Here is a 26,206-nt window from a genome sequence, read left to right as displayed (position 1 = left end):
TGGACCTTGGCGCGGAATTCCCTATATGTTTTCTCGACAATCGCGCGAGACATAGCCATGACCCCAGATACCGCCGCGCCCGTTGAAGGCACGCCGCTGATCCGCCCCTCAAGCACCGAACATCCGCTGTATGACAGCGTGGTCGAGGCCTGCCGGACCGTGTTCGACCCGGAAATTCCGGTCAATATCTATGACCTGGGCCTGATCTACACGATCGACATCAATGCCCAGAATGAGGTGGACATCGTCATGACCCTGACCGCGCCGGGCTGCCCGGTGGCGGGTGAAATGCCCGGCTGGGTCGCCGATGCGGTCGAGCCGCTGGACGGGGTGAAACAGGTCAATGTCCAGATGACGTTTGAGCCGCAGTGGGGCATGGATATGATGTCCGATGAGGCGCGTCTGGAACTGGGCTTCATGTAAGCCCCCCTTCATTTGCCGGAGCCGATGATGTTTGCCATTCCCGGAAAACCCCCTGTCACCCTGACCCCCGCCGCCATCGCCCAGATCGCGCGGCTGATGGAACGCGAACATGCCGCCGGCTTCCGCATCGGCGTCAAGAAGGGCGGCTGCGCGGGCATGGAATACACGATGGAAGTGGCCGCCGAGGCGGGCCCGATGGACATCGTGGTTGAGGACGGCCCGGCCCGGGTGCTGATCGCGCCGATGGCGCAGATGTTCCTGCTGGGCACGGAAATCGACTATGAAACGGGCCTGCTGGAATCGGGCTTCCGGTTCCGCAACCCCAATGTCACCGAATCCTGCGGCTGCGGCGAATCGGTGAAATTCGGCGACGCGACCGGGGGCTGAGGCCACCCGGGCGGCCCCGCCTTCCCGCAACGATCTGCCAGACAAGGTCCGGCCCGGCGCGCCGTCCGGCCCCTTGCACCGGCGCGCCGCTGCGGTCAGACTCGGGGCCAGACAAGAACAAAGGGACAGACGATGCGCAGAAAGCTGGCGGCGGGCAATTGGAAGATGAACGGCACGGGCGACACCCTGGCCGAGCTTGCGGCGCTGCTGCGGGCCCATCCCGAACCGGGATGCGAGGTGCTGATCTGCCCGCCCGCCACGCTGATTTCGCGCGCCTGCGCGGCGGTCGGGGCCGCCCCCATCCGCATCGGCGGGCAGGATTGCCACATGGCCGAGGCGGGCGCGCATACCGGCGATATCTCGGCCCGGATGCTGGCGGATGCGGGCGCCAGCCATGTGATCGTCGGTCATTCCGAACGCCGCGCCGATCATGGCGAAAGCGATGCGATGGTGCGCGCCAAGGCGCAGGCGGCGCGCGGCGCGGGGCTGGTCGCGGTGATCTGCGTGGGCGAATCCGGGGCTGAACGCGACAGCGGCGCCACGCTTGAGGTGATCGGCCGCCAGCTGTTCGGATCGACCCCCGACGGGGCGACCGGCAACAGCACCGTCATCGCCTATGAACCGGTCTGGGCGATCGGATCGGGGCGCACCCCGACGCTGGCCCAGATCGCCGAGGTGCATGATTTCATCCGATCCGAACTGCTGGGCCGCTTCGGCGCCGAGGGGACGCAGATCCGCATCCTTTACGGCGGCTCGGTCAAGCCCGTGAATGCCGCCGGGATCTTTGCCACATCGAATGTCGATGGCGCGCTGGTGGGCGGCGCCAGCCTGACGGCGGCCGATTTCGGCGCCATCGTGAACGCGCTGGAAAACGCCTGAGGGCTTTGTCCCGCGCCGCCCATCGGCGGCGCGGGACGCCATCACCCCATCGCCGCGGTCAGTGCGCGCAAGGCCGCCACCGGGTCTTCGGCGGACCAGATTTCCTCGCCGATGGCGAAGAAATCGGTGACCGGGGCAAACTCCGCCACCAGCGCCGGCGTCAGCGCGCCTTCGGCCACCACCGGCACCTCGATCATCTCGGACCACCAGGCGAACAGATCGCGTTCCGCCCGTGCGCCCGTGCCCAGCACGGTTTCGCCCACCGGGCCAAAGCAGACGTAATCCGCCCCCGCCTCGCCCGCGTTTATCCCGTCATGGCGCGACTGGCCGCAATAGGCGCCGATGATCGCATCCGCCCCCAGCTCCTTGCGCGCGGTGCGCAGGTTGCGCGCCCCGTCCGACAGATGCACCCCATCCAGCCCGTGGCGTTCCACCAGCTTCAGATGGTTCTCGATCACCACCGCCACATCGCGTTCATGGGCGACGACACGGCAGGCATCGGCGGCCCGGCCGATCAGGTCCTCATCCCGGGTGGCCAGCGCCAGCCGGATACAGGCCACCTCGGCGCTGTCCAGCACCCGGGCCAGACGGTCGGCAAAGACCTCGGCCTCAAAGGCGGGCGGGGTGATCAGATAGAGCTGCGGGCGGTCTTCGGCGGCCATTCGGGGCTCCTTTCCAAGGTCTGATGCCTTCCTAGCGCAAGCCGCCCGCCCTTGCCAGTGGCCCCGCGCGGGCTTATGGCGGCGCCCGAAAGGAACCGCCATGTCCCATGATCAACCCGTCTTCATCCTTGTCCGGCCCCAGATGGGCGAAAACATCGGCGCGGCCGCCCGCGCCATGCTGAACTTCGGGCTGGACCGGATGCGGCTTGTCGCGCCGCGCGACGGCTGGCCCAACCCGCGCGCGGTCGCCATGGCCTCGGGTGCTGCGGGGCGGGTGCTGGACCGGGCCGGCGTCTTTGCCGATGTCCCCGCCGCGATCGGCGATTGCGATTTCGTCTTCGCCACCACCGCCCGCAGCCGTGAACTGACCAAGCCGATCTACACCCCCGAAAGCGCGATGGATCACGCCCGGGCCCTGATCGGGCAGGGCGCGCGGGTGGGTGTTCTGTTCGGCCCCGAACGCACCGGCCTTGAAAACGACGATGTCAGCCGCGCCAATGCGATCATCACCGTGCCCGTCAACCCGGAATTCCCCTCGCTCAACCTGGCACAGGCGGTGCTGCTGACGGGCTATGAATGGATCCGTCCGCAGGCCGCGCAGCCCGCCATCGACCCGGGCCTTGCCGGGGCCGATATCGCCAGCCGCCTTGAGGTGGAAAAGCTGGGCGATCATTTCGAACAGCGGCTGGAAGCGGCGGGCTTCTTCTTCCCCCCCGCAAAGGCCCCGAACATGAAGCTGAACCTGCGCAACATGTGGTCGCGTATGCCCTTCACCCGCGCCGATGTGCAAACCCTGCACGGCATGCTGCGCCAGATCACCCGCAACCACCGCCCCTGAAGACCGCGCCCAGGCAACGGCGCCCTTTCATCTTGCCCCAAATACCTCGGGGGGTGAATTGGCGCGCCCGCGCCAAAAGGGGGGCAGCGCCCCCCGTCGTTCTGTTTCCTATGATCGAAGCCAATCGACCTTGCCTTGGCGGTGCAAGGGCGGTCGTGTTGCAGGGCGACCGGGGCGCAGGGGCGGGGTGGTGGCCGTTGGGCCCGGCTCAGATCGCCAGGACGACCTCTAGTGCCAGGCCTGTCTGTGTGTCCAGGATGCGCGCGTGGCCGCCATGCGCCTCGGCGACGCCGCGCACGATGGCAAGGCCCAGACCGCTGCCTGCGGGGGCGCGGTCATCGACGCGGAAGAAACGGTCAAAGACCCGCTCGCGCAGGGCCGCCGGAATGCCGGGGCCGGTGTCGCGCACGATCAGGCGGACCTGATCGGGGGTGAAATCCAGCGTCACGGAAATCTCGGCCCCGGGGCAGACATCCGGGGGCGCGCCATAGGTCGCGGCATTGTCCAGAAGGTTTTGCAGCATCTCCTCGATCATCACCGGATCGGCCTGCACGGGGCGCGGCTGGCCGGTGATGTCCAGCCCCACCGCCACGCCGCGCGGCATCTGCGCCTCGGCGAAGCTGCGCACCCGGTCGGTCACCAGCGCCACAAGATCGGTCTGGGCCTGCAACTGCTTGATCGCGCGCCCGCGCACCTTTTCCATCGACAAAAGCTGATTGGTCAGCCGCCCCGTCGCGCGCGCGGTTGTCGCCAGCGCCGCGACGCGGGCGCGCAATTCGGCCTCATCGGGGGCGGTCATCGCGGCTTCGGCCTGGGACTGGATCGCGGCGATCGGGTTGCGCAGCTGATGGGCGGCGTCCGAGATGAAGGCGTCGCGCACCTGCAGCGCCGCCGACAGCCGCCCGATCAGCCCGTTGATCGCGCCCGACAGGCTTTGCAATTCGCGCGGCACCCAGCGCCGGATCGGGCGCAGCTCATCCGGGGTGCGCCGTTCCACCGCCTCGCACAGCGACGACAGCGGCCGCAGGCCGAGGTTGATGCTGAACCAGACCAGCGCCGCCGCGGTCGCCACCAGCGCGCCCATGCGCAGGATCGATTGTTGCAGCAGATCGCGGCTAAGCGCGCGGCGCTGCAGCGTGGTCTGCCAGACCTCGACCGTGACCCAGCCATCCAGCCCCGGTTCGCTGAAGAATTCGCGCAGCGCCACAACCCGCACCGGCAGGCCCTGATAGGTGCCGTTGTAGAACCGCGGGATGCCGCCGGGCACCTCGATGTCCTGGGTGGCGCGCGGGGCGTTGGAATAGCCGGTGACAAAGGCGCCATCGGGGCCGGTGATGCGGTAATAGACCGCGTCGCCCAGCGAATTGGTCAGCGATTCAAGCAGATCCTCGGTCAGGATGTCGCCCTCGCTCAGCACGACATCGCGCGAAATCGTCAGCGCGACGGCCAGCAGGGTGTTGTCATACAGCCGTTGTGACAGCCGTTCGGCGCTGATTTGGCGGCCCACGACGGTCAGCCCCGCCACCAGGATCAGCGGCACCACGATCAGCGCGAACAGCCGCGTGCGCAGCGACCAGCGGTTCATGTGCTGTCATCATGCAGCATATAGCCCAGCCCCCGCGCGGTGCGGATGGCGGCGCCGCTGCCCTCCAGCTTGCGGCGCAGGCGCGAGATCAGCAGCTCGACCGCGTTGGTATCGACCTCGGCGCCGGTGCCATAGAGGCTGTCGGCCAGACGGTCCTTGTCGATGATGCGGCCCTTGGCCTCCAGCAGGCATTCAAACAGCGCCCGTTCGCGCCGGGGCAGGTCGATGGGCCCGTCTGGGCCGGTCAGGATGCGGCCCGCGCGGTCATAGACCAGTCGGCCCACCGTTTCGGCGGGCTGTGACAGCTCCGGCCTGCGGCGCGACAGGGCACGGATGCGGGCCAGCAGTTCGGCCGTTTCAAAGGGCTTGACCAGATAGTCATCGGCCCCCGCATCCAGCCCCTTCACGCGATCCGATGTCTTGCCCTGCGCGGTCAGAATCAGGATCGGCAGACTGTCGCCGCGGGCGCGGATTTCGCGCACCAGATCCAGCCCGTTCATCCCCGGCAGGTTGATGTCGATGATCGCCACATCCGCCCCGGCCGATTTCAGGAATTGCGCCCCGGCCAGCCCGTCGGCCAGCCAATCCACCGCATAGCCTTGATCGCGCAAGGCATTTTCGATGCCCCGGGCGAGGCTTTCGTGATCCTCGATCAGGGCCACACGCATCTTTCTGACTCCGACAGCTTTCTGACAGGAATGTGAACTAAGCACGGCCATCAAGCCGCGCGATCGAGGAAAGTTCAAGTGCGGTCGAATTGGGGGGGCGGGCTGCGGTGTCAGGCAGGGCCGGTCCGGCAGGGCGCCCCCTGGTTTAACGGTCTGGGAGGACACATGACCAATATCTTCACACTGACGCGCCGCGGCGCGCTTTCGTTGGCGCTTGGCGCGGCGGCTGCCCTTGGCATGACCGCCCCGGCACAGGCCGAGGTGAGCTTTGCGGGCAAGACGATCGAATGGATCATCCCCTTCTCGGCGGGCGGCGGCTCGGACACCTGGGCGCGGTTCAATGCGCCCCTGCTGCAGAAATACCTGCCCGGCAATCCGGTGGTCGTGGTGGTGAACGAACCGGGTGGCGGCTCGACCAAGGGCACCAACCTGTTTGCCGCGCGCGCCAAGCCCGACGGGCTGACGATCCTGGGCACCTCGGGGTCGACGCAGTTCCCCTATCTGCTGGGCGATCCGCGCGTGCGCTATGAATACAAGGACTGGAAGATCGCGATGGCCGGCCCCACCGGCGGCGTCGTCTACACATCGCCGAAACTGGGCCTGGAAAAGCCCGAGGATATCGCCAAGCTGGCCGGTCAGAAGCTGGTCTATGCCAGCCAGGGCGCGACCTCGCTGGATCTGGTGCCGCTGCTGGGCCTGCGCCTGCTGGGGCTGGATGTGCAGCACGTCTTTGGCTTCAAGGGCCGGGGCGATGGCCGTCTGGCCTTTGAACGGGGCGAGACCAACATCGATTATCAGACCTCTTCGGCCTATCTGAAGAACGTCGTGCCGCTGGTCGAGGCCGGCCAGGCGGTTCCGCTGTTTTCCTGGGGCGCGCTGAATGAGGCGGGCGATCTGGTCCGCGACCCGACCTTCCCCGATCTGCCGCATTTCGGCGAAGCCTATCAGTTGATGACCGGCAAGGCCCCCGAAGGCCCCGATTATGAGGCCTATTTCGCCTTCTTCACCGCGGGCTTCCCGGCGCAGAAGATGGTGTTCCTGCCCAAGGACACCTCGGATGAGATCGTGGCCGCCTATCAGGCCGCCTTCGAGGCGATGAAGGCCGATCCCGACTATATCGCCAATGCCGAAGCGGTTCTGGGCACCTATGGCCAGGTCACCGGCGCGCTGGCCGATGCGCTGTTCGAAAAGGGCACCAGCATTTCGCCCGAAAACCGCCAGCGCGTGGTTGACCTGCTGGCCGCCGATTATGGCGTGAAACTGGGCGACTAAGCCCGGATGCGGCGGGGCGGCTTGCGGGCCGCCCCTTCGCATTTCGACCCCACCAACCCCGGAGGACCCCGTGGCCGAGACCCTGTTGGCGGCGCTTTCCGCGCTATTGAGCTTTGAACACCTGCTTTACATGCTGCTTGGCGTGTCCGTCGGGCTTGTCATCGGGGTGATCCCGGGGCTGGGCGGCATTGCCGGCCTGTCGCTGCTGATCCCGTTCCTGTATGGCATGGATGAGATTTCGGCGCTGGCGATGCTGATCGGTCTGGTCGCAGTGATCCCCACCTCGGACACGTTCTCATCGGTGCTGATGGGGATTCCGGGCTCTTCGGCCAGCCAGGCCACGGTGCAGGACGGCTTTCCGCTGGCCCGCCAGGGTCAGGCGGCGCGGGCGCTGTCGGCGGCGTTCATATCGTCCATGTTCGGCGGCATCTTTGGCGCGATCGTGCTGACGGGCTTTGTGCTGGTGGCGCGGCCGCTGATCTTGATGTTCAGCTCGGCCGAATTGTTCATGCTGGCGCTGTTCGGCCTGTCGATGGTGGCGGTTCTGGCCGGGCGCAGCCTGCCCAAGGGGCTTGCGGCCTGTGCGGTGGGGCTGCTGATCGGTTCGATCGGCGGGGCGCCTGCGACGGGCGAATTCCGCATGATCCTGGGCTTTGACTATCTGTATGACGGCATTCCGCTGGTGATCATCGGCCTGGGTCTGTTCGCGATCCCGGAGATTTCCGATCTGCTGCGGCGCAATGCGGCGATTTCGTCCAGCCCGCCGCTGGGCGCGGGCTGGCTGATGGGGTTCCGCGACTGGTGGGCCAATATCTGGCTGTCGATGCGCTGTTCGGGGATCGGCTGCATGATCGGCGCGATCCCGGGTCTGGGCGGGTCTGTGGTGGACTGGATCGCCTATGGCCATGCGGTGCAGACCTGCAAGAACCCCGAAACCTTTGGCAAGGGCGATATCCGCGGCGTCGTGGCCCCCGAAAGCGCCAACAACGCGATGCAGGGCGGCGCGCTGTTGCCCACCATGCTGTTCGGTATCCCCGGGTCGGGGTCGATGGCGGTGTTCCTGGGCGGCATGGTCCTGCTGGGGATTGAACCCGGGCCGGCGATGGTGGGCGCCGATCTGAACATCACCTATTCGGTGATCTGGTCGCTGGCGGTGGCCAATATCATGGGCGCGGGCATCTGCCTGTTGCTGGCGCTGCCGATTTCGCGGCTGACGCAGATCCCGTTCCAGCTGTTGGCGCCGTTCATGATCGCGCTGATCGCCTTTGCCGCCTTCCAGGCGACGCGCGATCTGGCCGATCTGGTGGCGCTTTTGTCGCTGGGGCTGCTGGGCGTCTTCATGAAGCGCTTTGGCTGGCCGCGCCCGGCGCTGCTGATCGGCTATGTGCTGGCCCCGCAGGCCGAGACCTTCTTTTACCAGGCGCTGCAATTCTACGACTGGGGCTTCGTGGCGCGCCCGGGCGTCATCATCATCGGCCTGCTGACGCTGGCGTCGGTGGTGTTCGGCCTGCGCCGGCGGGTGGATGACACCGGCCATGTCGTGTCCGCCGATGCCGATCTGCCCGAGGGCGAGGGCGGCGTGAAATCGCGCCTGCCGCAGCTGGCCTTCGCGCTGGCCATTGCCGGGGTGTTCGTCTTTGCGCTGTCCGATGCGCTGGGTCACAGCTTCCTGGGCGCGGTCTTCCCCGGCGCGGTGGCGGTGATCGGGCTGGTGATGTCGGCGATCCTGGTGCCCGAACTGTGGCGCGGGCATCGCGGCCATGTCTCGCATTTCGATGCCGAACTGACGGGCGATCATGTCGGCCAGCCCGGCATCGGCAGCCTGTGGGGCGGTCTGGCCTGGATCGGCGGGCTGGTTGCGGGCACGGCGCTGGTGGGCTTTTTCCTGGCGATGATCGGCTTTTTCGCGGTCTTCCTGCGGGTGCGGGCGGGTGCGGGATGGCTGCGCACGGGCGTGCTGACGGCCTGTGCGGCGGGCTTCGTTCTGGTGCTGGCCAATGCGCTGGCCTTGAACTTCCCCGCGGGTCTGTTGCAGGATCTGGTCGATCTGCCCTGGCCCTTCCGGTGATGCGATGATCCGACTTCTTGTCCTGCCCGGCGATGGCATCGGTCCGGAAATCACCGACGCCACCGAAACCGTGCTGCGCGCCGTGGCCGACCGCTTTGGTCTGGCGCTGCAGGTGGACCGGGCCGAGATCGGGTTTGCCGCGCTGGCGGCCAGTGGCACCACCATCCCCGAGCCGGTGATCGCGGCGGCCCGCGCGGCCGATGGCGTGATCCTGGGGCCGGTGTCGCACAATGCCTACCCGCCGGTAGCGGAGGGCGGGCGCAACCCCTCGGGCGTGCTGCGGCGCGAACTGGAGCTTTACGCCAACATCCGCCCGGCGCGGTCACGCCCCGGCGTGCCGCGCCCCATCCGCCCCGAGGTCGATCTGATCGTGGTGCGTGAAAACCTTGAAGGGTTCTACGCCGATCGCAACATGCATCAGGGCGGGGGCGAATTCATGCCCGAACCGGGCGTGGCGCTGGCGCTGCGCAAGGTGACGGCCCGGGCCTCGCGCCGGATTGCCGAGGCGGCCTTTGCGCTGGCGACGGGGCGCGCGCGCCCGCGCGTGGCGGCCATTCACAAGGCCAATGTGATGCGCCTGTCGGACGGGCTGTTCCTGGATGAGGTGCGCGCCGTTGCCGCGCGCCATCCGCAGATCGCCTATGAAGAGGTGCTGGTCGATGCCGCCGCCGCGCTGCTGGTGCGTGACCCCGCGCGCTTTGACGTGATCGTCACCACCAACATGTTCGGCGATATCCTGTCGGATCTGGCGTCCGAACTGTCGGGGGGCCTGGGGCTGGCGGCCTCGTTGAACCTGGGCCCGGATTACGCCGTGGCGCAGGCGCAGCACGGATCGGCCCCCGACATTGCGGGCCGCGATCTGGCCAATCCGACCTCGCTGATCGCGTCGGCCGCGATGCTGTTGCGCCATCTGGGCCAGCCCGCCGCCGCCGAAGCGATTGACGCGGCGCTGGATCAGGCGCTGGCGCGGGCCGAAACCCGCACCCCCGATCTGGGCGGCGCGCTGGGAACGCGCGCCTTTGCCGACCATCTTGCCACCCTGCTGAAAGAGACTCCGTGATGACCCAGACCGCCATGCCCTTTCACTTTCTGCGCGGGGGCACCTCGCGCGGGCCGTATTTCAACCGCGCCGACCTGCCGCAGGATCTGGACACGCTGGCGCAGGTGCTGATCGCGGTCACCGGATCGGGCCATCCGCTGAACATCGACGGGCTGGGCGGCGGCGCGGCGGTGACGACCAAGGTCGCGATGCTGTCACGGTCCGACCGGGCGGATGCCGATGTCGATTATTTCTTCGCCCAGGTCTCGGTCGAGGATCGGCTGGTCGATTTCAAGCCGACCTGCGGCAACATCCTGTCGGGTGTGGGCCCCGCCGCGATCGAGATGGGGCTGGTCGCGCCCACCGGCGACACCACGCGCATCCGCATCCATTCGGTCAATACCGGCGCGCTGGTCGAGGCGGTGGTGCAGACCCCCGGCGGGCAGATGCGCTATGACGGCCCCGCCGCGATCGACGGGGTGCCGGGCACGGCGGCGCCGATCTATCTGAATTTCATGGATGTGGTCGGATCGGCCACCGGCAAGCTGTTGCCGACCGGAAACCTGCGCGACCGGATCGACGGGATCGAGGTCACCTGCATGGATGTCGCCATGCCGATGGTCATCGCCCGCGCGGCGGATTTCGGGCTGACGGGGTATGAAACCGTGGCCGAACTGGATGCCAACCGCGCGTTCTTTGCCCGGATGGAGGCGATCCGCCTGCAGGCCGGCGCGCTGATGGGGATGGGCGATGTGTCGAAATCGGTCACGCCGAAATTCGGCCTGCTGGCGCCGGCGCGCGCGGGCGGCACCATCGCCACGCGCTATTTCATGCCGTGGAACTGCCACCCGACGCTGGCGGTGACGGGCTCGCAATGTCTGGCATCTTGCGTGCTGACGCCGGGCACCGTGGCCGAAGGGCTGTTCACCACGCCCGAAGGTCAGCCCGCGCTGGTGCTGCTGGAACATCCCGCAGGCGTGATGGATGTGACGGTCGATTACGACAACGGACCGGATGGCTTTCAGCTGCGCTCGGCCGGGGTGCTGCGCACCGCGCGGCTTTTGGCGCGGGGCGAGGTCTTTGTGCCCGGCGCGGTCTGGGCCGGGCATTAACAAGGCGGGGCCGGGGACGGGCTGGGACGGGGAAGGGCCGGGCCGTGATCGGCGGGTTGACGCCGGGGCGCGGCCTTCTTAAGGCGGGGCAAAGGTTGCCTCGCCCGCCGCTCGGGCCTAGATTGCGCAGGCTGCCAAAGCCGGAACGACGGGATGCGCATGAAAGCCAGGACACCCGCCCTGTGGGCCTATCTCGGCCTCAGCGCCGTTGCCGGGCCGCTTTATCGGTTGGCGCAGCGCCGCCGCCTGTGTCAGGGCAAGGAAAGCGCCGATCGCGCCGCCGAACGGCAGGGGATCAGCACGATCCCGCGCACCCCGGGGCCGTTGATCTGGTTTCACGCCGCCAGCGTCGGCGAAACGCTGTCGATCCTGGGCCTGATCGACCGGCTGCTGGCTGACCGGCCAAACGCCCGCGTTCTGGTGACCAGCACCACGCTGACCTCGGCGCAGCTGCTGGCCACGCGGCTGCCGGACCGCGCGATCCATCAGTTTTCCCCCTTTGACACGCCCGCCGCGGTGCGCCGGTTTCTGGATCACTGGCGTCCCGATCTGGCGATCTGGATCGAGAGCGAGCTGTGGCCGCGGCTGTTACAGGAAACCGACCGGCGCGGGGTGCCGATGCTGCTGCTGAACGCGCGGGTGTCGGATCGGACGGCGGCGCGCTGGCGGCGCTGGCCGCGCACGGCGCGCGCGCTGCTGGCGCCGTTTCACGCCATTCTGGTGCAGGAAGCGGGCACCGCGGCGCTGATGCGCGATCTGGGGGTTGAGGCTGCGCGGGTGCAGGTCAGCGGCTCGTTGAAAGAGGAACTGCCGCCCCCCGCCGCCCATCCCGCCGATCTGGACCGGATGCGCAGGGCGCTGGCGGGGCGGGGCTGCTGGCTGGCGGCCTCCACCCATGAGGGCGAGGAAGATCCGCTGCTGCGGGCCCACGATCTGGCCTTTGGCACCGGGCCCGAGGCGCCCGTGCTGATCATCGCCCCGCGCCACCCCGAACGCGGCCCCGCGCTGGCCGCGCGGCTGGCCGAAGCGGGCAGGGCGGTCGCGCTGCGATCCGCGGGGCAGCTGCCGGATGCGCAGACCGCGATCTATATCGCCGATACGATCGGGGAAATGGGGCTGTGGTATCGGCTGTGCAATATCTGTTTTCTGGGCGGATCGCTGGCGCGCGTCGGCGGGCACAACCCCTATGAGCCGATCTTGCTGGATTGCGCGGTCATCCACGGCCCGCATGTGTTCAATTTCGCGGGCATCTACGCCAAGCTGGCGGCTGCTGTGGCGGCCCGGTCCGCCGCCACGCCCGAGGATATTGCCGATCATCTGCGCGCCTTGCAGGACGGCGCGGCCCATGCCGCCCTGACGGCGTCCGCGCGCGCCGTGCTGCGCGCCCAACCCAGCGCCACGGCGGCCGCCCTGGCGCTGATCGACCGCTATCTGCCCCCCGGTGGCCCGGACCAGACCGAAAGGTGACCTGATGACCAATGCCCGCGACCTTGACGTCATCGTCCCGAATTTCAAGCGCCGCCTGTCGGGCGTGACCGCCACCGTGGTGCGGCTGGTGCCGATCCAGGCGGGCATGATCCGCATCGCCGCCGTCGCCCCCAACCTGCCGCCCGAGGTGCCGCAGATCCCGATCCGGTCGCTGTTGACCATGTCGCGGCGCGGCCCGTCGGGCTGGCGCGTCTGGCATGCGCGGCGCAATGTCGAGATGATCGCCGGGCTGGTCCTGCGCCATGTGCTGCGCAAGCGGCTGCGGCTTTTGTTCACATCGGCCTCGCAGCGCCATCACACCGCGCTGACGCGCTGGCTGATCGGGCGGATGGATGCGGTGGTTTCGACCTCGGAAAAGACGGCCGCCTATCTGGAACGGCCCTCGCAGGTGATCTATCACGGCATCGACAACGACAGCTTCAGCCCGGCCCCCGATCGCGGCGCTTTGCGCGACCGGCTGGGCCTGCCGCGCGACGGGATCATCCTGGGCTGCTATGGCCGCATCCGCGCGCAAAAGGGCACCGATCTGTTCGTCGAGGCGGCGATCGATCTGTGCGCGCGGTTCGACACGGTCCATGCGGTCATGCTGGGCCGGGCCACGGAAAAGGATCAGGCCTTCCTGGCGGGGCTGAAGGCGCGGGTGCGCGCGGCGGGCTTGGCGGACCGGATCGTCTTTCCCGGCGAGGTGCCCGTCTGGGACATGGCCGAATGGTATCGCGCGCTGGATATCTATGTCGCCCCGCAACGCTGGGAAGGGTTCGGCCTGACCCCGCTTGAGGCGATGGCCTGCGGTGTGCCGGTGGTGGCCACCGATGTCGGCGCCTTTCGCGAACTGATCGCCGAAGGGGAAACCGGCCATGTCGTGCCCCCCGGCTCGGCCCCGGCGATCACCGCCGCGGTGGCCGGGCTGATCGCGGATCCCGCGCGCCGGTCCGCCTTTGCCCAAGCGGCGCGGCACCATACGCTGACGCATTTCGACATCCGGGCCGAGGCGCAGGCGCTGGTTGATATCTATCGCAAGCTGATCGGCCCGGCGCCCGCGCCCTGATCGGCGGCGCAGTTCCCCCCGCCGGGGTTTGACCTTGCGCCCCCGCGCGGCTAGAAGCCCGCCAGACCCGCGGCCCGAAATGGGGCGCATCAGGCAGCAGGGCGGCCCCGGGGGCAAGGACGATGGCAACAGCAGTGAAAGACGCATCGGCCCGCAAGGCCACGGTCCGGCAGGCGGCGCGGCTGTCCGTGGCGCCGATGATGGATTGGACCGACCGCAACTGTCGCCTGTTTCACCGCCAGATCAGCCGCCATGCGCTGCTTTACACCGAAATGGTCACGGCGCCTGCGATCGTTCATGGCAAGCGCGCCCAGTTGCTGGATTACAGCCCTGCCGAACATCCCGTGGCGCTGCAACTGGGCGGCTCTGACCCGGCGGAACTGGCGGCTGCCACCGCGATCGCGGCTGATTGGGGCTATGATGAGATCAACCTCAATTGCGGCTGCCCGTCGGACCGGGTGCAATCGGGCTGTTTCGGCGCGGTCTTGATGAAGACGCCCGATCTGGTGGCCGAATGCGTCTCCGCCATGATCGCCAACAGCCCGGTCGAGGTGACCGTGAAATGCCGCATCGGGGTCGATGACGATGACCCGGCAACGGTGCTGCCGCGGTTTCTGGACACGGTCGCTGCCGCAGGCATCAGCCGCTTCATCATCCATGCGCGCAAGGCCTGGCTGCAGGGCCTGTCGCCGCGGGAAAACCGCGAAATCCCGCCGCTGGATCATGACCTTGTGCTGCGGATGAAGGCGGAATTCCCCCAGCTTCACATCTCGCTCAACGGTGGGGTGACCAGCCTTGACGCGGCCGAGGCGCTGCTGGCGCAGGGGCTGGACGGGGTGATGATCGGGCGCGCCGCCTATCATGAGCCGTTCCATATCCTCGGTCAGGCCGATGCGCGCCTGTTTGGCGACGAAAGCCCCGCCGATCCCTTCGCGGTGGCGCAGGCGATGCAGCCCCATATCGCGGCGCATCTGGCCGCGGGCGGGCGGCTGCATCAGATCACGCGCCACATGCTGGGCCTGTTCCACGGCATGCCCGGCGCGCGCGGCTGGCGGCGCGTCCTGTCCGAGGGCGCCACGCGCGAGGGCGCGGATCTTGCGGTTTACGACAAGGCTCTGGCCCAGGTCCTGCCGGCACGCTAAAGCTGCGTGAAACACGCCAGAGGATTCCCATGCCCGATCTTGCCACGCTTGCCCCCCTTGTCCTGACGCTGATGGCGGTGGGCGCCTTCGCGGGCGTGCTGGCGGGCCTTCTGGGGGTGGGGGGCGGCATCGTTCTGGTGCCGGCCTTCTTCTACCTGTTCGAGGGCATGGGCCATGGCTCGGATCAGCTGATGCAGGTGTGCCTGGCGACATCGCTGGCCACGATCATCGTGACCTCGGCGCGCTCGGTGCTGGCCCATCACCGCAAGGGCGCGGTGGATTGGTCGATCCTGCGCGCCTGGGCGCCGGGCATCGCCATCGGCGCGCTGGTGGGGGTCATGGTCGTGGCGCAGCTGCGCACGCCCACGCTGCAGGTGATCTTTGGCGTGCTGGTGTTCCTGATCGCGCTTTACATGGCCTTTGGCCGGGCCGATTGGCGGCTGGGAACGCAGATGCCCACGGGCGGGATCCGCGCCGCGATTGCGCCGGTCATCGGCTTTCTGTCGGTGCTGATGGGCATCGGCGGGGGATCGTTCGGGGTGCCGCTGATGACGCTGCATGGCATCGCCATCCACCGCGCGGTGGCGACGGCGGCGGGCTTTGGCATCACCATCGCGCTGCCCGCGGCGATCGCCTTCCTGATCACCCCGGTTCCCCAAGCCCCGCCCTATACGCTGGGCGCGGTCAATGTCCCGGCCTTCCTGATCGTGATCGCGATGACCACGATCACCGCACCCTGGGGCGCGGCGCTGGCACACCGGCTCAACCCCAAGCCGCTGAAACGCATCTTTGCGGGCTTTCTGGCCATCGTCGCGCTGAACATGCTGCGCAAGGCGCTGTTCTAAACGCTGCCCGCGCGCCATTGCCCCTTCTTCTTGGCCGAAATACTCCGGGGGGTCCGGGGGCGCGCAGCCCCCGGCCTCAGCGGATGCCGCGCGCCTTGGCGGCGTTCCAAAGCGCGTCCATTTCCGCCAGGTCACTGTCGGCGGGCGCCTTGCCAATAGCTTGAAGTTCATCCTCGATATACTTGAACCGATGGGTGAATTTGCCATTCGCCGCGCGCAGGGCCGCCTCGGCATCGACCCCCAGGTGCCGGCCCAGATTCACCATGACAAACATCAGATCGCCGAATTCCTCGGCCACCGCTTCGGGGCCCAGCCGCTCGCGGGCCTCGACCAACTCGCCCGCTTCCTCGACGATCTTGGCCAGAACCTCATCGGTGGACGGCCAGTCGAACCCGACCCGTGCCGCCCTTTTTTGCAGCTTCAGCGCGCGCGTCAGCGCCGGCAGCCCCAGCGCCACGCCATCCAGCACGCCCGCGGCGCCGCGTTCGGCGGCCTTGATCTTTTCCCAATCCTCGGTCTGCTGGGCGGCGGTCTTGTCGCGGCTGTCGGTGCCGAAGACATGCGGATGGCGGGCCACCATCTTGGCGCAGATCGCCCGCGTGACTGACCCCAGATCGAACCGTCCCGCCTCGGCGCCCATCTGCGTGTGATAGATCACCTGCAGCAGCAGATCGCCCAGCTCGCCCTCCAGTTCCCCCCAGGCTTCGCGCGCGATGGCATCGGCGACCTCATGCGCCTCTTCGATCGTGTAGGGCGCGATCGAGGCGAAATCCTGCTCGATATCCCAGGGGCAGCCGGTCTGCGGGTCGCGCAGCGCTTGCATGATCCGTGCCAGCCGCGCGATCTGATGTTCGGCCCCGCCGGTTTCGTCAAAGATGATCGGGTCGATCGGTTTCGCCATTGCCCTTGCCCCTGCTTTCGGATGATCTGGGCTTAGCCCGACCCAACGACAAGAGTCCACAATGCCCGTGATCAACCGCATCGCTGCACTCGCCCCCGAGATGACCGCCTGGCGACGCCATCTGCACCAGCACCCGGAACTGGAATTCGACTGCCATGAAACGGCGGCCTTCGTCGTGGCGCGGCTGCGCGACTTCGGGGTGGATGAGATCCATCAGGGCATCGCGACCTCGGGGGTGGTGGCGCTGATCCGCGGGCGGGCAGAGGGGCCGGTGATCGGCCTGCGCGCCGACTTGGACGCGCTGCCGATCGAGGAGACGACGGGCGCCGATCACGCCTCGACCCGGCCCGGCAAGATGCATGCCTGCGGCCATGACGGGCATACCGCCATGCTGCTGGGCGCGGCAAAATATCTGTGTGAAACCCGCAACTTCGCGGGCACAGTTGCACTGATCTTTCAACCCGCCGAGGAAGAGGGCGGCGGCGGTGAGGTGATGGTGCGCGAAGGCATCATGGACCGCTTTGGCATCACCCAGGTCTATGGCATCCACAATGCGCCGAACGTGCCGCTGGGACATTTCCACACCACGCCCGGGCCCTTGATGGCGGCGGTCGATACGGCCTGGGTTTACGTGACTGGCAAGGGCGGGCATGGGGCCACGCCGCATGACTGCACCGATCCGGTCGTGGCCATCGTCGGCATGGTGGGCGCGCTGCAGACCATCGTCAGCCGCAACCTGTTCGCGCTGGACGAACTGGTTATTTCCGTCACCCAGATCCACACCGGCACGGCCTCGAACATCATCCCCGAAGAGGGGTGGTTCTGCGCCACGATCCGGTCCTTTACCCCCGAGGTGCGCGACATGGCCGAGAAGCGGTTCCATGAAATCGTGCAGGGCCATGCCGCGGCCTATGGCGTCAGCGCGCGCATTGAATATGACCGCGGCTATCCGCCCACTGTGAACGACCCCGACCGCGCGGCCTTTGCCGCAGCGGTGGCGCGCGAAATCTCGGGGCCGGATGCGGTGCAGGACAATGCGGGCCGCGAGATGGGGGCCGAGGATTTTTCCTACATGCTGCAGGCCCGCCCCGGCGCCTATCTGTTCCTGGGCACGGGGCCCGGCGCGGGGCTGCATCACCCGGCCTATGATTTCAACGATGAGGCCGCGCCGCTGGGCGCCTCATTCTTTGCCCGGCTGGTGGAACGCGCGCTGCCGGTGGGGTGATGGGGGCCCTCGCGCCTTGCGGTGGCGCGGCGCGCTTCCTATCTGGCACAAGGCGCGCGCGCGGGCCTGTGGCCGGTCCCTCGGATGCCCTTGGATGCCTTGCCAAGGGGCAGGGGGGCGGCTAGGGTGCCGCCGGATTGACGGGCCGGTCGCGGGCCGCTGACTGGGCAACCGCAAGACCGCCCCTAACGACAAGAAAACGACAGAGGAAAACCCATGTTCGCATCCCCCGCTTTTGCCCAGGCCGCCGGTGGCGCCGGTGGCGCCGCTGCCTTCGGCCAGTTCATCCCGCTGATCCTGATCTTCGTGATCATGTATTTCCTGCTGATCCGTCCGCAGCAAAAGAAGGTCAAGGAACACCGCGCCATGGTCGAGGCGCTGCGCCGGGGCGATCAGGTGGTGACGCAGGGCGGCATCATCGGCAAGGTGACCCATGTGCGCGAAGATGGCGAGCTGGAAGTGGAAATCGCTCAGGGCGTCAAGGTGCGCGTGGTGAAATCCACCGTCGTCCAGGTTCTGAGCAAGACCGAGCCTGCCGCCAACGCCGGCTGAGCTGACACGATCGGACCGCGCCGGCCTGGCTGGGCCGGCCGGGGAACCGAGCCTGACGCATCCGACCAGAACCGACCAGAACCGACCGGGGGACCCGACCGCGCCATGCTGCAAATTCCGCTTTGGAAGCGCCTGCTGATCATAGCGATCTGCCTTCTGGGCGTGATCACCGCCACGCCGAACCTGTTCTATTCGCGCGTTGAAGGGCATAACGATGCCATCGCCGCCGCCGAACGGGCAGGCTTTTTGACGCCTGAACAGGAAGTGGCGCGCGCGGCCTGGCCCGACTGGCTGCCCTCGGGGTTGGTGAACCTGGGCCTGGATCTGCGCGGGGGCGCGCATCTTCTGGCCGAGGTGCAGGTGGCCGATGTCTACAAGGCGCGGATGGACGGGCTGTGGCCCGAGATGCGCCGCGCGCTGGCCGATGAACGCGCCACGATCGGCGCGGTGCGCCGCGCCCCTTCAGCCCCTGATGAGCTGCGCATCCAGATCGGCGAGCCGTCGCAGATGGCGCGCGCGCTGGAAATCGCCCGGGGCCTTGCCAGCCCGGTCGTCACCCTGACCGGGGTGGGCCAGACCGATATCGTGCTGCGTGCCGAGGGCGATCAGATTGTTGTAACCTTGTCCGAGGCGGAACGCACCGCCAGCGACGACCGCACGATCCAGCAAAGCCTTGAGATCATCCGCCGCCGCGTCGATGAGGTGGGCACCCGCGAACCCACGATCCAGCGCCAGGGCAGCGACCGCATCCTGATCCAGGTGCCCGGCATCGGGTCCGCCGAAGAGCTGAAGGCGCTGATCGGCACCACCGCCAAGCTGACCTTCCATCCGGTGATCGGATCGACCGGCGACGGATCGGCCAATCCGGGCGTGGGCAATGTGATCCTGCCCGATGCCGAACGCGACGGCGCCTTCTACATCCTGGAAGACAGCCCCGTCGTCACCGGCGAGGATCTGGTCGATGCCCGCCCCGATGTGGACCAGAACGGCTTTCCGGCCGTGGCCTTCCGCTTCAACCCCACCGGGGCGCGGGCCTTTGGCGACTATACCGCCAACAATATCGGCCAGCTGTTCGCCATCGTTCTGGATGACAAGGTGATTTCGGCGCCGCGGATCAATTCGCACATCCCCGGCGGGTCGGGCATCATCACCGGCAATTTCACCGTGGAAGAGGCGACTAACCTGGCCGTTCTGCTGCGCGCGGGCGCGTTGCCGGCGGAAATGACCTTCCTGGAGGAACGCACCATCGGCCCCGAGCTGGGGCAAGACAGCATCGACGCGGGGCGCGTTGCGGCGCTGGTCGGGCTGGTCGCGGTGGTGGTCTTCATCATCGCAAGCTACGGGCTGTTCGGGGCGATGGCCTCGGTCGCGCTGGGGCTGAACATCGCGCTGATCTTTGGCATCCTGTCGATGATCGGCGGCACGCTGACGCTGCCGGGCATCGCGGGGATCGTGCTGACCATCGGCATGGCGGTCGATGCCAATGTGCTGGTCTTCGAACGCATCCGCGAAGAGCTGAAGACCGCGCGGGGCCCGGCCCGCGCCATAGAACTTGGCTATGAAAAAGCCATGTCGGCGATTTTCGACGCCAACTTCACCACCTTCATGACCGCGGCGATCCTGTTCATGGTCGGATCCGGTCCGGTGCGGGGCTTTGCGGTGACGCTGGGCATCGGCATCGTCACATCCGTTTTCACGGCGATCTTCGTGACACGGCTTTTGCTGGTGATCTGGTTCGACTGGCGCCGGCCCAAGACGATCACGGTATAGGGGGCAACGACCATGGCATTCCGTCTGAAACTTGTCCCCGAGACCACCAATTGGGATTTCTTCCGCGCCCAGTGGCTGACCTTTGGCATCTCGGTCGTGGCGATGATCGCCTCGGTCATCCTGGTGCTGGTGATGGGGCTGAACTTCGGCATCGATTTCCGCGGCGGCACCACGATCCGCACCGAAAGCACGGCGGCGGTGGATGTGGGCGGCTATCGCCAGGCGATCGCACCGCTGGACCTGGGCGATGTGTCCATCACCGAGGTCTTTGACCCGACCTTCGGCCCCGATCAGAATGTGGCGATGATCCGCATTCAGGCGCAAGAGGGGGCGGAATCGGTCACGCCGCAGGTGGTCGCCGCGGTCGAGGCGGCGTTGCAGGGGGCGGACCCGTCGATCCGCTTCGCCTCGGTCGAATCGGTGGGGCCGAAAGTGTCGGGCGAACTGGTGCAGACCGCGATCCTGGCGGTGCTGGGGGCGATGGCGGCGATCCTGTTCTATATCTGGCTGCGCTTCGAATGGCAGTTCGGCATCGGCGCGGTGGCGGCGCTGGTGCATGATGTCATCGTGACCATGGGGGTCTTTGCGCTGTTGCAGATCCGGTTTGATCTGGCCACCATCGCGGCGCTGCTGACGATTTTGGGCTATTCGATCAACGACACCGTGGTGGTGTTCGACCGGCTTCGCGAAAATCTGATGAAATACAAGACGATGCCGCTGCGCGATGTGATGAACCTGTCGGTCAATGAAACGCTGTCGCGCACGGTGATGACCTCGGGCACCACGCTGATCGCGCTGATCGCGCTGCTGATCCTGGGCGGCGATGTGATCCGCGGCTTTGTCTTTGCGATCACTTTTGGCGTGATCATCGGCACCTGGTCGTCGGTCTTCATGGCCAAGAACATCGTGCTGTTCCTGGGCCTGAACCGCGATCCGAAGAAGAAGGACGACGGCGACGCGCGGTTCTTCACGGAAAAGACCGATGCCGCTGATTGAGACGAATTTCGGCGCGGCCCTGCCCATCGACGGCTATGGGCCGGGGTTCTTCCGGGTCGCGGGGCAGGTGCATCGCGGCGGCATGTTGATCCGGGCCGAGGCGGCCTGTGACTGGGCGGGCTATGGTGATCTGGAACCTTTGCGCGCGCTGCAGGGGCTGGTCGATGTGGTCTTCGTTGGCACGGGCCCTGAGATCGCCCATCTGCCGCGCACTTTCGTGGCGGCGCTGGAAGGCATCGGGTTGATGGCGGAACCGATGTCCACGCCTTCTGCGGCGCGCACCTATAATGTGCTGTTGTCCGAAGGCCGGCGCGTGGCTGCGGCGCTTTATCCCATGCCGGGCGAAACCGCGCCGTGACCCTTTCCGCCGCGGCCTGCATCCGATAAGGCAAAGGCATGAATGCGCTTACCGTGACCGATCTTGCCGTCAGCCGTGGCGGCCTTCCCGTTCTGGAGGGGCTGAGCTTCCGGCTGGAGCCGGGGCGGGCGCTGGTGTTGCGCGGGCCCAATGGCATTGGCAAGACCACGTTGTTGCGCACGCTGGCGGGGCTGCAGCCGCCGCTGGCGGGGCAGGTGTCGGTGCCGCCCGAGGCGATCGCCTATGCCGCCCATGCCGATGGGCTGAAGGCCACCTTGACCGTGACGGAAAACCTGCGGTTCTGGGCTGCGGTCTATGGCACGGGCGATATTGCCCCGGCGCTGGCGCGGATGAACCTGCGCGCCCTGGCCGACCGCGCGGCGATGAGCCTGTCGGCCGGGCAAAAGCGCCGGCTGGGCCTGGCGCGGCTGCTGGTGACCGGGCGGCCGGTCTGGGTGCTGGATGAGCCGACGGTGTCGCTGGATGTCGATTCGGTGGCGCTGTTTGCAGAGGCGGTGCGCGCGCATCTGGCGGGCGGTGGTTCGGCGCTGATGGCCACGCATATCGACCTGGGCATCCCCGAGGCCGAGGTTCTGGACCTGGCCCCCTACAAGGCGCGCAGCCCCGAAGAGGGCGGCATCACCGGCGGCTTTGATGAGGCATTTGCATGAGTGATGGGCGCATGACCGGGCGGGGGATCTGCGGCGGGGGCGGGACGCTCCGCGGGGAGTATTTGGGCCAAGAAGAAGCGGGCAGTGGCGACTTTGGCGGGGGGCGGGCATGATTGCGCTGTTGTTCCGGGATCTTCGGCTTGCGGTGCGGGCGGGGGGCGGCTTTGGTCTGGGGCTTGCGTTCTTTCTGATCGTGGTCACGCTGGTGCCCTTTGGCGTCGGCCCCGAGGGCGGCATGCTTGGCCGCATCGCGCCGGGGATTTTGTGGCTGGGGGCGCTGCTGGCCTGTCTGTTGTCGCTGGACCGCATCTTTGCGCTGGATTTCGAGGATGGCTCGCTGGATCTGCTGGCCACTGCGCCGATCCCGCTGGAAGGCGTGGTGACGATGAAGGCGGTGGCGCATTGGATCACCACGGGACTGCCGCTGGTGGTGGCCGCGCCGGTTTTTGGTGTGCTGTTGCATCTGGACGGGGCGGCGGTCTGGTGGCTGGTGCTGTCGCTGGCGCTTGGCACGCCGGCGCTGTCTGTGCTGGGCACGTTCGGCGCGGCGCTGACGGTGGGGTTGAAGCGCGGCGGGCTGTTGCTGTCGCTGCTGGTGCTGCCGCTTTATGTGCCCACGCTGATCTTCGGGGCCGAGTTGGTCCGACGCGGTGCCGGTGACATGGCAACCGCCACGCCCCTTTTGATGCTGGGGGGGATCACCGCGGCCACCGTGGCGCTGGTGCCTTTCGCCTCGGCCGCGGCGATCCGCGTCAATCTGCGCTAGAGACGCGCGGCGCTCTCGTGATAGTGACTTGAGCGCCAAGTAACAGGAAAGTAGCGAGAACCCATGTCGATCTGGGAATATGCCAACCCGAAAAAATTCATGGAAACCTCTGCCTGGCTGCTGCCCTGGGTGGCGGCGCTGGCGGCGCTGACGCTGGTCACGGGGCTGGTCTGGGGGTTCTTCCTGACGCCGGATGACTACAAGCAGGGGTCCACCGTCAAGATCATCTACCTGCATGTGCCCGCCGCGATGATGGCGATCAACATCTGGGTGATGATGCTGGTGACCTCGTTGGTCTGGCTGATCCGGCGCCACCATGTCAGCGCGCTGGCAGCCAAGGCCGCCGCCCCCGTGGGCATGGTGATGACGCTGATCGCGCTGATCACCGGCGCGCTTTGGGGGCAGCCGATGTGGGGCACCTGGTGGGAATGGGACCCGCGGCTGACGTCCTTCCTGATCCTGTTCCTGTTCTATCTGGGCTATATCGCGCTGTGGGGGGCGATCGACAATCCCGACACGGCCGCCGATTTGACCGGGGTGCTGTGTCTTGTGGGGTCGGTGTTCGCGGTGCTGTCGCGCTATGCGGTGAATTTCTGGAACCAGGGCCTGCATCAGGGTGCGACGCTGTCGCTGGACAAGGAAGAAAACATCTCGGATGTCTATTGGCTGCCGCTTCTGGTGTGCATTGCCGGGTTCATCCTGTTGTTCGTGGCGCTGGTTCTGGTTCGCACCCGGACCGAGATCCGCGCCCGTCGCCTGAAGGCGCTGGAAGCAAGGGAGCGGATGGCATGATGCCGGATCTGGGGAAATATGCGGTTACGGTGCTGGGCTCATATGGCGCCACACTGGCGCTGTTGGTGGCGCTTGTCGGTGTCAGCCTGTGGCAGGGCGCAAGGGTGAAACGCGCGTTGCAGGCGCAGGAAGAACGGATGGGCCGGCGCGATGGTTAAGCCGCTGATGTTGCTGCCGCCGCTGGTCTTTGCCGGGCTGGCGGGCCTGTTTATCTGGGGCATGGGGCGCGAGGATCCGAACCAGCTGCCAACGGCGTTTGCCGGCAAATCCGCCCCGCCGGTGCAGCTGACGGCCCTGGGCGAGGGCGCGCCCTTCACCGATGCCGATCTGCGCGATGGCGATCTGAAGCTGGTGAATTTCTGGGCCAGCTGGTGCGCGCCCTGCCGGGTGGAACATCCGCATCTGCAGGCCCTGGCTGATGAGGGCATCGCGGTCTATGGCGTGAATTACAAGGACCAGCCGGACAAGGCCCTGGGCTTTCTGGCCGAGCTTGGAAACCCCTATCAGGCGATCGGCGCCGATGCGACGGGGCGCATGGCGCTGGATTGGGGCGTCTATGGCGTGCCGGAAACCTTTGTCGTCGATGGCGATGGCACGGTTCTGTTCCGCTTTGCCGGCCCGGTGACCCAGCGCGTGATCGATTCCAGCCTGCGCCCGCTGCTGGCCGGGGATTGAGGCGTCCAGCGGGGTGGGCCGGTATTGGCTTCGCTTTCCTGTAGGGTGGTGCCCAGTAGAGCTCCCAAGGCCGCTTCGCCTTCGTAAGGTCAGGATTTTCGCTACGCGATGAAGGGAACGCGGAGGTGTAAGGTTCCCTTGAGCGCGCCGTATGCTGGGGCGCGGCCAGAGGGTTTCCGGAACATTACGCGCAATTGGAAGATGTTCAGATCTTGGACCGTCGCCTGGCTGGATTGTTCCGGCCGATTCAGCATGGGCTAACTGACCTAAGGGCGACAGCAGTGTGACATCCGCGACGACGACTTGCCAGCTGAATCAAAGCTGTAGAGGTGGGTAAGTGGCGGAGAGAGAGGCCGCCATAATGCATTCTCGCACGTTCCAGACAACGCCAAACATGCCAATGTTTATTAATGCTTTTCTGCTTTCATTGTCCTAGTTGTTCCGGCAAAATCTAGCTTGTTCTAGACCTTACTGGGGGAAGAAAAGGGGGAAGTTTAAATGTCGGATCAACCGAAGCGGCGGAAGGCTAACACACTCACGGCGGCGAAGCTGGGCGCGGACCTGGCCCCCGGCAAATACCACGACGGCGGCGGCATCGGGCTTTACCTTCGCGTTGAACCGAACGGGTCCCGCTTTTGGGTGCAACGTATCAGCGTGAACGGCAAGCGGCGGGAAATCGGCTTGGGCAGTCCCCCGCTTGTGTCCCTGGCGACCGCACGACGCAAGGCGACCGCGAACAAGCAAATCGCGCTGGATGGGGGCGACCCTCTGGCCGAAAAGCGCAAGGGCCGGGACGCTCTGACCTTCGCGGAAGCGATGGAAACTTTCCTAGCGAAGAAATCGGCAGAGTTTCGGAACGACAAACACCGGAAGCAATGGCGCGCGACCTTGGACACCTACGCCGCCCCGGTGCTGGGCAAGATGAAGGTGCAGGCAATCGAGAGGCACGACGTCCTGCGCGTGCTGGAACCGATCTGGTTGGACAAGAACGAAACCGCATCCCGGCTGCGCGGGCGGATCGAGGCCGTTCTAAGCTGGGCGACCGTGGCCGGGCATCGCACGGGCGACAATCCGGCCCGCTGGGCGGGCAACCTGTCCGAACTGCTGGCAAAGCCTTCCAAGGTGGCGAAGGCCGAAAATCAACCCGCCCTGGCGCTCTCTGACGTGCCGCGCTGGTGGCAGGAACTGGCACGCCGCGAAGGCATGGCGGCGCGGGCGCTGCAATTCCTGACGCTGACCTGCGCGCGCTCTGGCGAAGTGCGCGGCATGACGTGGGGCGAAATCGAATTTGAACCGGCCCCCGGTGCTACACGTGCTACACTTGCTACACGGCAAGCAGTCTGGACCGTTCCGGCTTCACGGATGAAAGCAGGCCGGGAACATCGCGTGCCGCTGACCCCCGAGGCGGTGGCAATCCTTCGCGAAGTGTCGGGCGCGGGCGATGCGGACGATTGGCAAAGGCCCGACGCGGGCGCGCTGGTTTTTCCTGCCCCGCGTGGGGGGATGCTGTCCGACATGACGCTATCGGCAGTCATGCGGCGGATGCAGGAAGCCGAGGTGAAGGCGGGCCGCGACGGCTTCCTTGATCCGCGCAACAAACGCCCAGCCGTGCCGCACGGGCTGCGCAGCACCTTCCGCGATTGGGCGGCGGAACGGGGCTATGAACGCGACATGGCCGAAATCGCGCTGGCCCATACCGTCGGCAGCGAAGTGGAGCGGGCCTATCGGCGCTCGGACATGATCGAGCGGCGGCGCGGCATGGCAGAGGCTTGGGGCCGTTTCATTCGCGGCGAAGATGGCGGGAAGGTGGTTGCCATAGCTCGCCAGCAGTGTGCTTGACACCGGAACGCACAAGATGTAGTCAGTAAGTCCCGGCAGCTTGCCCCGAAGGAGAGGGCTTAACCACATGGTTAATTGCAAGATTCTTTGCCGCCCTGCGGTGGAGGTGCTGACCGGACTTTCCCGCTTGGCCTGCTACCGGTTTCGTGGACAGCAGGTTAAGCTAGCATAGCGCGTGCCTCGAACTCCATGGGGCTGATGTAGC

The 26,206-nt window shown here is 67.0% G+C and carries 27 protein-coding genes; 23 read left to right on the top strand and 4 right to left on the bottom strand.

Annotated features, from left to right (window positions below; all coding sequences use genetic code 11):
* The first annotated feature begins 57 nt into the window (after positions 1–57).
* The 3 genes from MXB90_RS13235 (at position 58) to tpiA (ending at position 1,689) form a co-directional block, all read left to right on the top strand.
* Entirely contained in the window at positions 58–423 is a 366-nt protein-coding gene (locus MXB90_RS13235; protein ID WP_250045661.1) for an SUF system Fe-S cluster assembly protein, read from the top strand.
* Positions 424–450: 27 nt separating this feature from the next.
* Entirely contained in the window at positions 451–810 is a 360-nt protein-coding gene (locus tag MXB90_RS13230; RefSeq protein ID WP_250045659.1) for a HesB/IscA family protein, read from the top strand.
* Positions 811–942: 132 nt separating this feature from the next.
* On the top strand, positions 943–1,689 hold the full coding sequence (gene tpiA / locus MXB90_RS13225; protein ID WP_250045658.1) for a triose-phosphate isomerase: 747 nt from the start codon (positions 943–945) through the stop codon (positions 1,687–1,689).
* Between the two features lie 41 nt (positions 1,690–1,730).
* Here the strand turns inward: tpiA and MXB90_RS13220 are convergent, their stop codons facing one another.
* Positions 1,731–2,351, bottom strand: a complete 621-nt coding sequence (locus MXB90_RS13220) for a thiamine phosphate synthase (protein ID WP_250045656.1) — start codon at positions 2,349–2,351, stop codon at positions 1,731–1,733.
* A gap of 100 nt (positions 2,352–2,451) precedes the next feature.
* Here MXB90_RS13220 and MXB90_RS13215 point away from each other — a divergent pair, with 100 nt between their 5' ends.
* Positions 2,452–3,189, top strand: coding sequence for an RNA methyltransferase (locus MXB90_RS13215; protein ID WP_250045655.1), 738 nt, complete (start codon positions 2,452–2,454; stop codon positions 3,187–3,189).
* A gap of 208 nt (positions 3,190–3,397) precedes the next feature.
* On the opposite strand, the gene MXB90_RS13210 is transcribed toward MXB90_RS13215, so the two are convergent.
* Together MXB90_RS13210 and MXB90_RS13205 are read right to left on the bottom strand one after the other, a co-directional pair.
* The gene (locus MXB90_RS13210) at positions 3,398–4,774 is read right to left on the bottom strand and encodes a sensor histidine kinase (RefSeq protein ID WP_250045653.1); all 1,377 of its coding nucleotides are present in this window, start codon (positions 4,772–4,774) and stop codon (positions 3,398–3,400) included.
* A complete protein-coding gene (locus MXB90_RS13205) occupies positions 4,771–5,442 on the bottom strand; it encodes a response regulator transcription factor (RefSeq protein WP_250045652.1) in 672 nt (223 codons plus the stop codon). Before MXB90_RS13205 ends, MXB90_RS13210 begins: the two co-directional genes overlap by 4 nt.
* Positions 5,443–5,607: 165 nt before the next feature.
* Between MXB90_RS13205 and MXB90_RS13200 the strand changes: the two genes are divergently transcribed.
* The 8 genes from MXB90_RS13200 (at position 5,608) to MXB90_RS13165 (ending at position 15,456) form a co-directional block, all read left to right on the top strand.
* Positions 5,608–6,714, top strand: a complete 1,107-nt coding sequence (locus MXB90_RS13200) for a type 2 periplasmic-binding domain-containing protein (RefSeq protein ID WP_250045651.1) — start codon at positions 5,608–5,610, stop codon at positions 6,712–6,714.
* Positions 6,715–6,844: 130 nt separating this feature from the next.
* Positions 6,845–8,782, top strand: a complete 1,938-nt coding sequence (locus tag MXB90_RS13195; RefSeq protein ID WP_284040837.1) for a tripartite tricarboxylate transporter permease — start codon at positions 6,845–6,847, stop codon at positions 8,780–8,782.
* 4 nt (positions 8,783–8,786) lie between these two features.
* Positions 8,787–9,842 (top strand): isocitrate/isopropylmalate dehydrogenase family protein, encoded by a 1,056-nt coding sequence (locus tag MXB90_RS13190; RefSeq protein ID WP_250045645.1) that lies wholly within the window; start codon positions 8,787–8,789, stop codon positions 9,840–9,842.
* Positions 9,842–10,933, top strand: coding sequence for a 4-oxalomesaconate tautomerase (locus MXB90_RS13185; RefSeq protein WP_250045643.1), 1,092 nt, complete (start codon positions 9,842–9,844; stop codon positions 10,931–10,933). Before MXB90_RS13190 ends, MXB90_RS13185 begins: the two co-directional genes overlap by 1 nt.
* A gap of 159 nt (positions 10,934–11,092) precedes the next feature.
* Positions 11,093–12,400, top strand: coding sequence for a 3-deoxy-D-manno-octulosonic acid transferase (locus MXB90_RS13180; RefSeq protein ID WP_250045642.1), 1,308 nt, complete (start codon positions 11,093–11,095; stop codon positions 12,398–12,400).
* Positions 12,401–12,404: 4 nt separating this feature from the next.
* Positions 12,405–13,469, top strand: coding sequence for a glycosyltransferase family 4 protein (locus tag MXB90_RS13175; protein WP_250045641.1), 1,065 nt, complete (start codon positions 12,405–12,407; stop codon positions 13,467–13,469).
* A gap of 122 nt (positions 13,470–13,591) precedes the next feature.
* Positions 13,592–14,611 (top strand): tRNA dihydrouridine(20/20a) synthase DusA, encoded by a 1,020-nt coding sequence (gene dusA / locus MXB90_RS13170; protein ID WP_284040835.1) that lies wholly within the window; start codon positions 13,592–13,594, stop codon positions 14,609–14,611.
* A gap of 29 nt (positions 14,612–14,640) precedes the next feature.
* Positions 14,641–15,456 carry a sulfite exporter TauE/SafE family protein gene (locus MXB90_RS13165; RefSeq protein WP_250045639.1) on the top strand — a complete coding sequence of 272 codons (816 nt, stop codon included), beginning with the start codon at positions 14,641–14,643 and terminating at the stop codon, positions 15,454–15,456.
* A 76-nt stretch (positions 15,457–15,532) separates the two neighbouring features.
* On the opposite strand, the gene mazG is transcribed toward MXB90_RS13165, so the two are convergent.
* Positions 15,533–16,357, bottom strand: a complete 825-nt coding sequence (gene mazG / locus MXB90_RS13160; protein WP_250045638.1) for a nucleoside triphosphate pyrophosphohydrolase — start codon at positions 16,355–16,357, stop codon at positions 15,533–15,535.
* 61 nt (positions 16,358–16,418) lie between these two features.
* On the opposite strand from mazG, the gene MXB90_RS13155 reads away from it, so the two are divergent.
* The 11 genes from MXB90_RS13155 to MXB90_RS13105 all read left to right on the top strand — a co-directional run bounded on the left by MXB90_RS13155 (position 16,419) and on the right by MXB90_RS13105 (position 26,001).
* Positions 16,419–17,582 (top strand): M20 aminoacylase family protein, encoded by a 1,164-nt coding sequence (locus tag MXB90_RS13155; protein WP_250045636.1) that lies wholly within the window; start codon positions 16,419–16,421, stop codon positions 17,580–17,582.
* A 216-nt stretch (positions 17,583–17,798) separates the two neighbouring features.
* Complete coding sequence (gene yajC, locus MXB90_RS13150; RefSeq protein ID WP_250045635.1) at positions 17,799–18,134, top strand: preprotein translocase subunit YajC; 336 nt, start codon at positions 17,799–17,801, stop codon at positions 18,132–18,134.
* A 105-nt stretch (positions 18,135–18,239) separates the two neighbouring features.
* Positions 18,240–19,904 carry a protein translocase subunit SecD gene (secD, locus tag MXB90_RS13145; protein ID WP_250045631.1) on the top strand — a complete coding sequence of 555 codons (1,665 nt, stop codon included), beginning with the start codon at positions 18,240–18,242 and terminating at the stop codon, positions 19,902–19,904.
* A gap of 12 nt (positions 19,905–19,916) precedes the next feature.
* A complete protein-coding gene (gene secF / locus MXB90_RS13140) occupies positions 19,917–20,900 on the top strand; it encodes a protein translocase subunit SecF (protein ID WP_250045629.1) in 984 nt (327 codons plus the stop codon).
* Positions 20,887–21,258, top strand: a complete 372-nt coding sequence (locus tag MXB90_RS13135; RefSeq protein WP_250045625.1) for an Mth938-like domain-containing protein — start codon at positions 20,887–20,889, stop codon at positions 21,256–21,258. The genes secF and MXB90_RS13135 overlap by 14 nt, the downstream gene beginning before the upstream one ends.
* A gap of 38 nt (positions 21,259–21,296) precedes the next feature.
* A complete protein-coding gene (gene ccmA, locus MXB90_RS13130; RefSeq protein WP_250045623.1) occupies positions 21,297–21,929 on the top strand; it encodes a heme ABC exporter ATP-binding protein CcmA in 633 nt (210 codons plus the stop codon).
* A gap of 109 nt (positions 21,930–22,038) precedes the next feature.
* Positions 22,039–22,695 (top strand): heme exporter protein CcmB, encoded by a 657-nt coding sequence (gene ccmB, locus MXB90_RS13125; protein WP_250045620.1) that lies wholly within the window; start codon positions 22,039–22,041, stop codon positions 22,693–22,695.
* A 63-nt stretch (positions 22,696–22,758) separates the two neighbouring features.
* Positions 22,759–23,487: a heme ABC transporter permease gene (locus MXB90_RS13120; RefSeq protein WP_250045619.1), complete on the top strand. Its 729-nt coding sequence runs from the start codon at positions 22,759–22,761 to the stop codon at positions 23,485–23,487.
* A complete protein-coding gene (gene ccmD / locus MXB90_RS13115) occupies positions 23,484–23,645 on the top strand; it encodes a heme exporter protein CcmD (RefSeq protein ID WP_250045618.1) in 162 nt (53 codons plus the stop codon). Before MXB90_RS13120 ends, ccmD begins: the two co-directional genes overlap by 4 nt.
* On the top strand, positions 23,638–24,162 hold the full coding sequence (locus MXB90_RS13110) for a DsbE family thiol:disulfide interchange protein (protein WP_250045617.1): 525 nt from the start codon (positions 23,638–23,640) through the stop codon (positions 24,160–24,162). Before ccmD ends, MXB90_RS13110 begins: the two co-directional genes overlap by 8 nt.
* 498 nt (positions 24,163–24,660) lie before the next feature.
* Entirely contained in the window at positions 24,661–26,001 is a 1,341-nt protein-coding gene (locus tag MXB90_RS13105; protein ID WP_250045616.1) for a tyrosine-type recombinase/integrase, read from the top strand.
* Positions 26,002–26,206: the final 205 nt, after the last annotated feature.

It is taken from the genome of Phaeovulum molybdatiresistens, assembly GCF_023544865.1.
Taxonomy (GTDB): Bacteria; Pseudomonadota; Alphaproteobacteria; order Rhodobacterales; family Rhodobacteraceae; genus Pontitalea.
This window is presented reverse-complemented; position numbering and strand designations above follow the sequence as displayed.

Excerpts from the sequence above, each read along its gene's own strand:
- MXB90_RS13235 (WP_250045661.1), top strand. The coding sequence starts at position 58 with ATGACCCCAGATACCGCCGCGCCCGTTGAAGGCACGCCGCTGATCCGC.
- MXB90_RS13230 (WP_250045659.1), top strand. The coding sequence starts at position 451 with ATGTTTGCCATTCCCGGAAAACCCCCTGTCACCCTGACCCCCGCCGCC.
- tpiA (WP_250045658.1), top strand. The coding sequence starts at position 943 with ATGCGCAGAAAGCTGGCGGCGGGCAATTGGAAGATGAACGGCACGGGC.
- MXB90_RS13220 (WP_250045656.1), bottom strand. The coding sequence starts at position 2,351 with ATGGCCGCCGAAGACCGCCCGCAGCTCTATCTGATCACCCCGCCCGCC.
- MXB90_RS13215 (WP_250045655.1), top strand. The coding sequence starts at position 2,452 with ATGTCCCATGATCAACCCGTCTTCATCCTTGTCCGGCCCCAGATGGGC.
- MXB90_RS13210 (WP_250045653.1), bottom strand. The coding sequence starts at position 4,774 with ATGAACCGCTGGTCGCTGCGCACGCGGCTGTTCGCGCTGATCGTGGTG.
- MXB90_RS13205 (WP_250045652.1), bottom strand. The coding sequence starts at position 5,442 with ATGCGTGTGGCCCTGATCGAGGATCACGAAAGCCTCGCCCGGGGCATC.
- MXB90_RS13200 (WP_250045651.1), top strand. The coding sequence starts at position 5,608 with ATGACCAATATCTTCACACTGACGCGCCGCGGCGCGCTTTCGTTGGCG.
- MXB90_RS13195 (WP_284040837.1), top strand. The coding sequence starts at position 6,845 with ATGCTGCTTGGCGTGTCCGTCGGGCTTGTCATCGGGGTGATCCCGGGG.
- MXB90_RS13190 (WP_250045645.1), top strand. The coding sequence starts at position 8,787 with ATGATCCGACTTCTTGTCCTGCCCGGCGATGGCATCGGTCCGGAAATC.
- MXB90_RS13185 (WP_250045643.1), top strand. The coding sequence starts at position 9,842 with ATGACCCAGACCGCCATGCCCTTTCACTTTCTGCGCGGGGGCACCTCG.
- MXB90_RS13180 (WP_250045642.1), top strand. The coding sequence starts at position 11,093 with ATGAAAGCCAGGACACCCGCCCTGTGGGCCTATCTCGGCCTCAGCGCC.
- MXB90_RS13175 (WP_250045641.1), top strand. The coding sequence starts at position 12,405 with ATGACCAATGCCCGCGACCTTGACGTCATCGTCCCGAATTTCAAGCGC.
- dusA (WP_284040835.1), top strand. The coding sequence starts at position 13,592 with ATGGCAACAGCAGTGAAAGACGCATCGGCCCGCAAGGCCACGGTCCGG.
- MXB90_RS13165 (WP_250045639.1), top strand. The coding sequence starts at position 14,641 with ATGCCCGATCTTGCCACGCTTGCCCCCCTTGTCCTGACGCTGATGGCG.
- mazG (WP_250045638.1), bottom strand. The coding sequence starts at position 16,357 with ATGGCGAAACCGATCGACCCGATCATCTTTGACGAAACCGGCGGGGCC.
- MXB90_RS13155 (WP_250045636.1), top strand. The coding sequence starts at position 16,419 with ATGCCCGTGATCAACCGCATCGCTGCACTCGCCCCCGAGATGACCGCC.
- yajC (WP_250045635.1), top strand. The coding sequence starts at position 17,799 with ATGTTCGCATCCCCCGCTTTTGCCCAGGCCGCCGGTGGCGCCGGTGGC.
- secD (WP_250045631.1), top strand. The coding sequence starts at position 18,240 with ATGCTGCAAATTCCGCTTTGGAAGCGCCTGCTGATCATAGCGATCTGC.
- secF (WP_250045629.1), top strand. The coding sequence starts at position 19,917 with ATGGCATTCCGTCTGAAACTTGTCCCCGAGACCACCAATTGGGATTTC.
- MXB90_RS13135 (WP_250045625.1), top strand. The coding sequence starts at position 20,887 with ATGCCGCTGATTGAGACGAATTTCGGCGCGGCCCTGCCCATCGACGGC.
- ccmA (WP_250045623.1), top strand. The coding sequence starts at position 21,297 with ATGAATGCGCTTACCGTGACCGATCTTGCCGTCAGCCGTGGCGGCCTT.
- ccmB (WP_250045620.1), top strand. The coding sequence starts at position 22,039 with ATGATTGCGCTGTTGTTCCGGGATCTTCGGCTTGCGGTGCGGGCGGGG.
- MXB90_RS13120 (WP_250045619.1), top strand. The coding sequence starts at position 22,759 with ATGTCGATCTGGGAATATGCCAACCCGAAAAAATTCATGGAAACCTCT.
- ccmD (WP_250045618.1), top strand. The coding sequence starts at position 23,484 with ATGATGCCGGATCTGGGGAAATATGCGGTTACGGTGCTGGGCTCATAT.
- MXB90_RS13110 (WP_250045617.1), top strand. The coding sequence starts at position 23,638 with ATGGTTAAGCCGCTGATGTTGCTGCCGCCGCTGGTCTTTGCCGGGCTG.
- MXB90_RS13105 (WP_250045616.1), top strand. The coding sequence starts at position 24,661 with ATGTCGGATCAACCGAAGCGGCGGAAGGCTAACACACTCACGGCGGCG.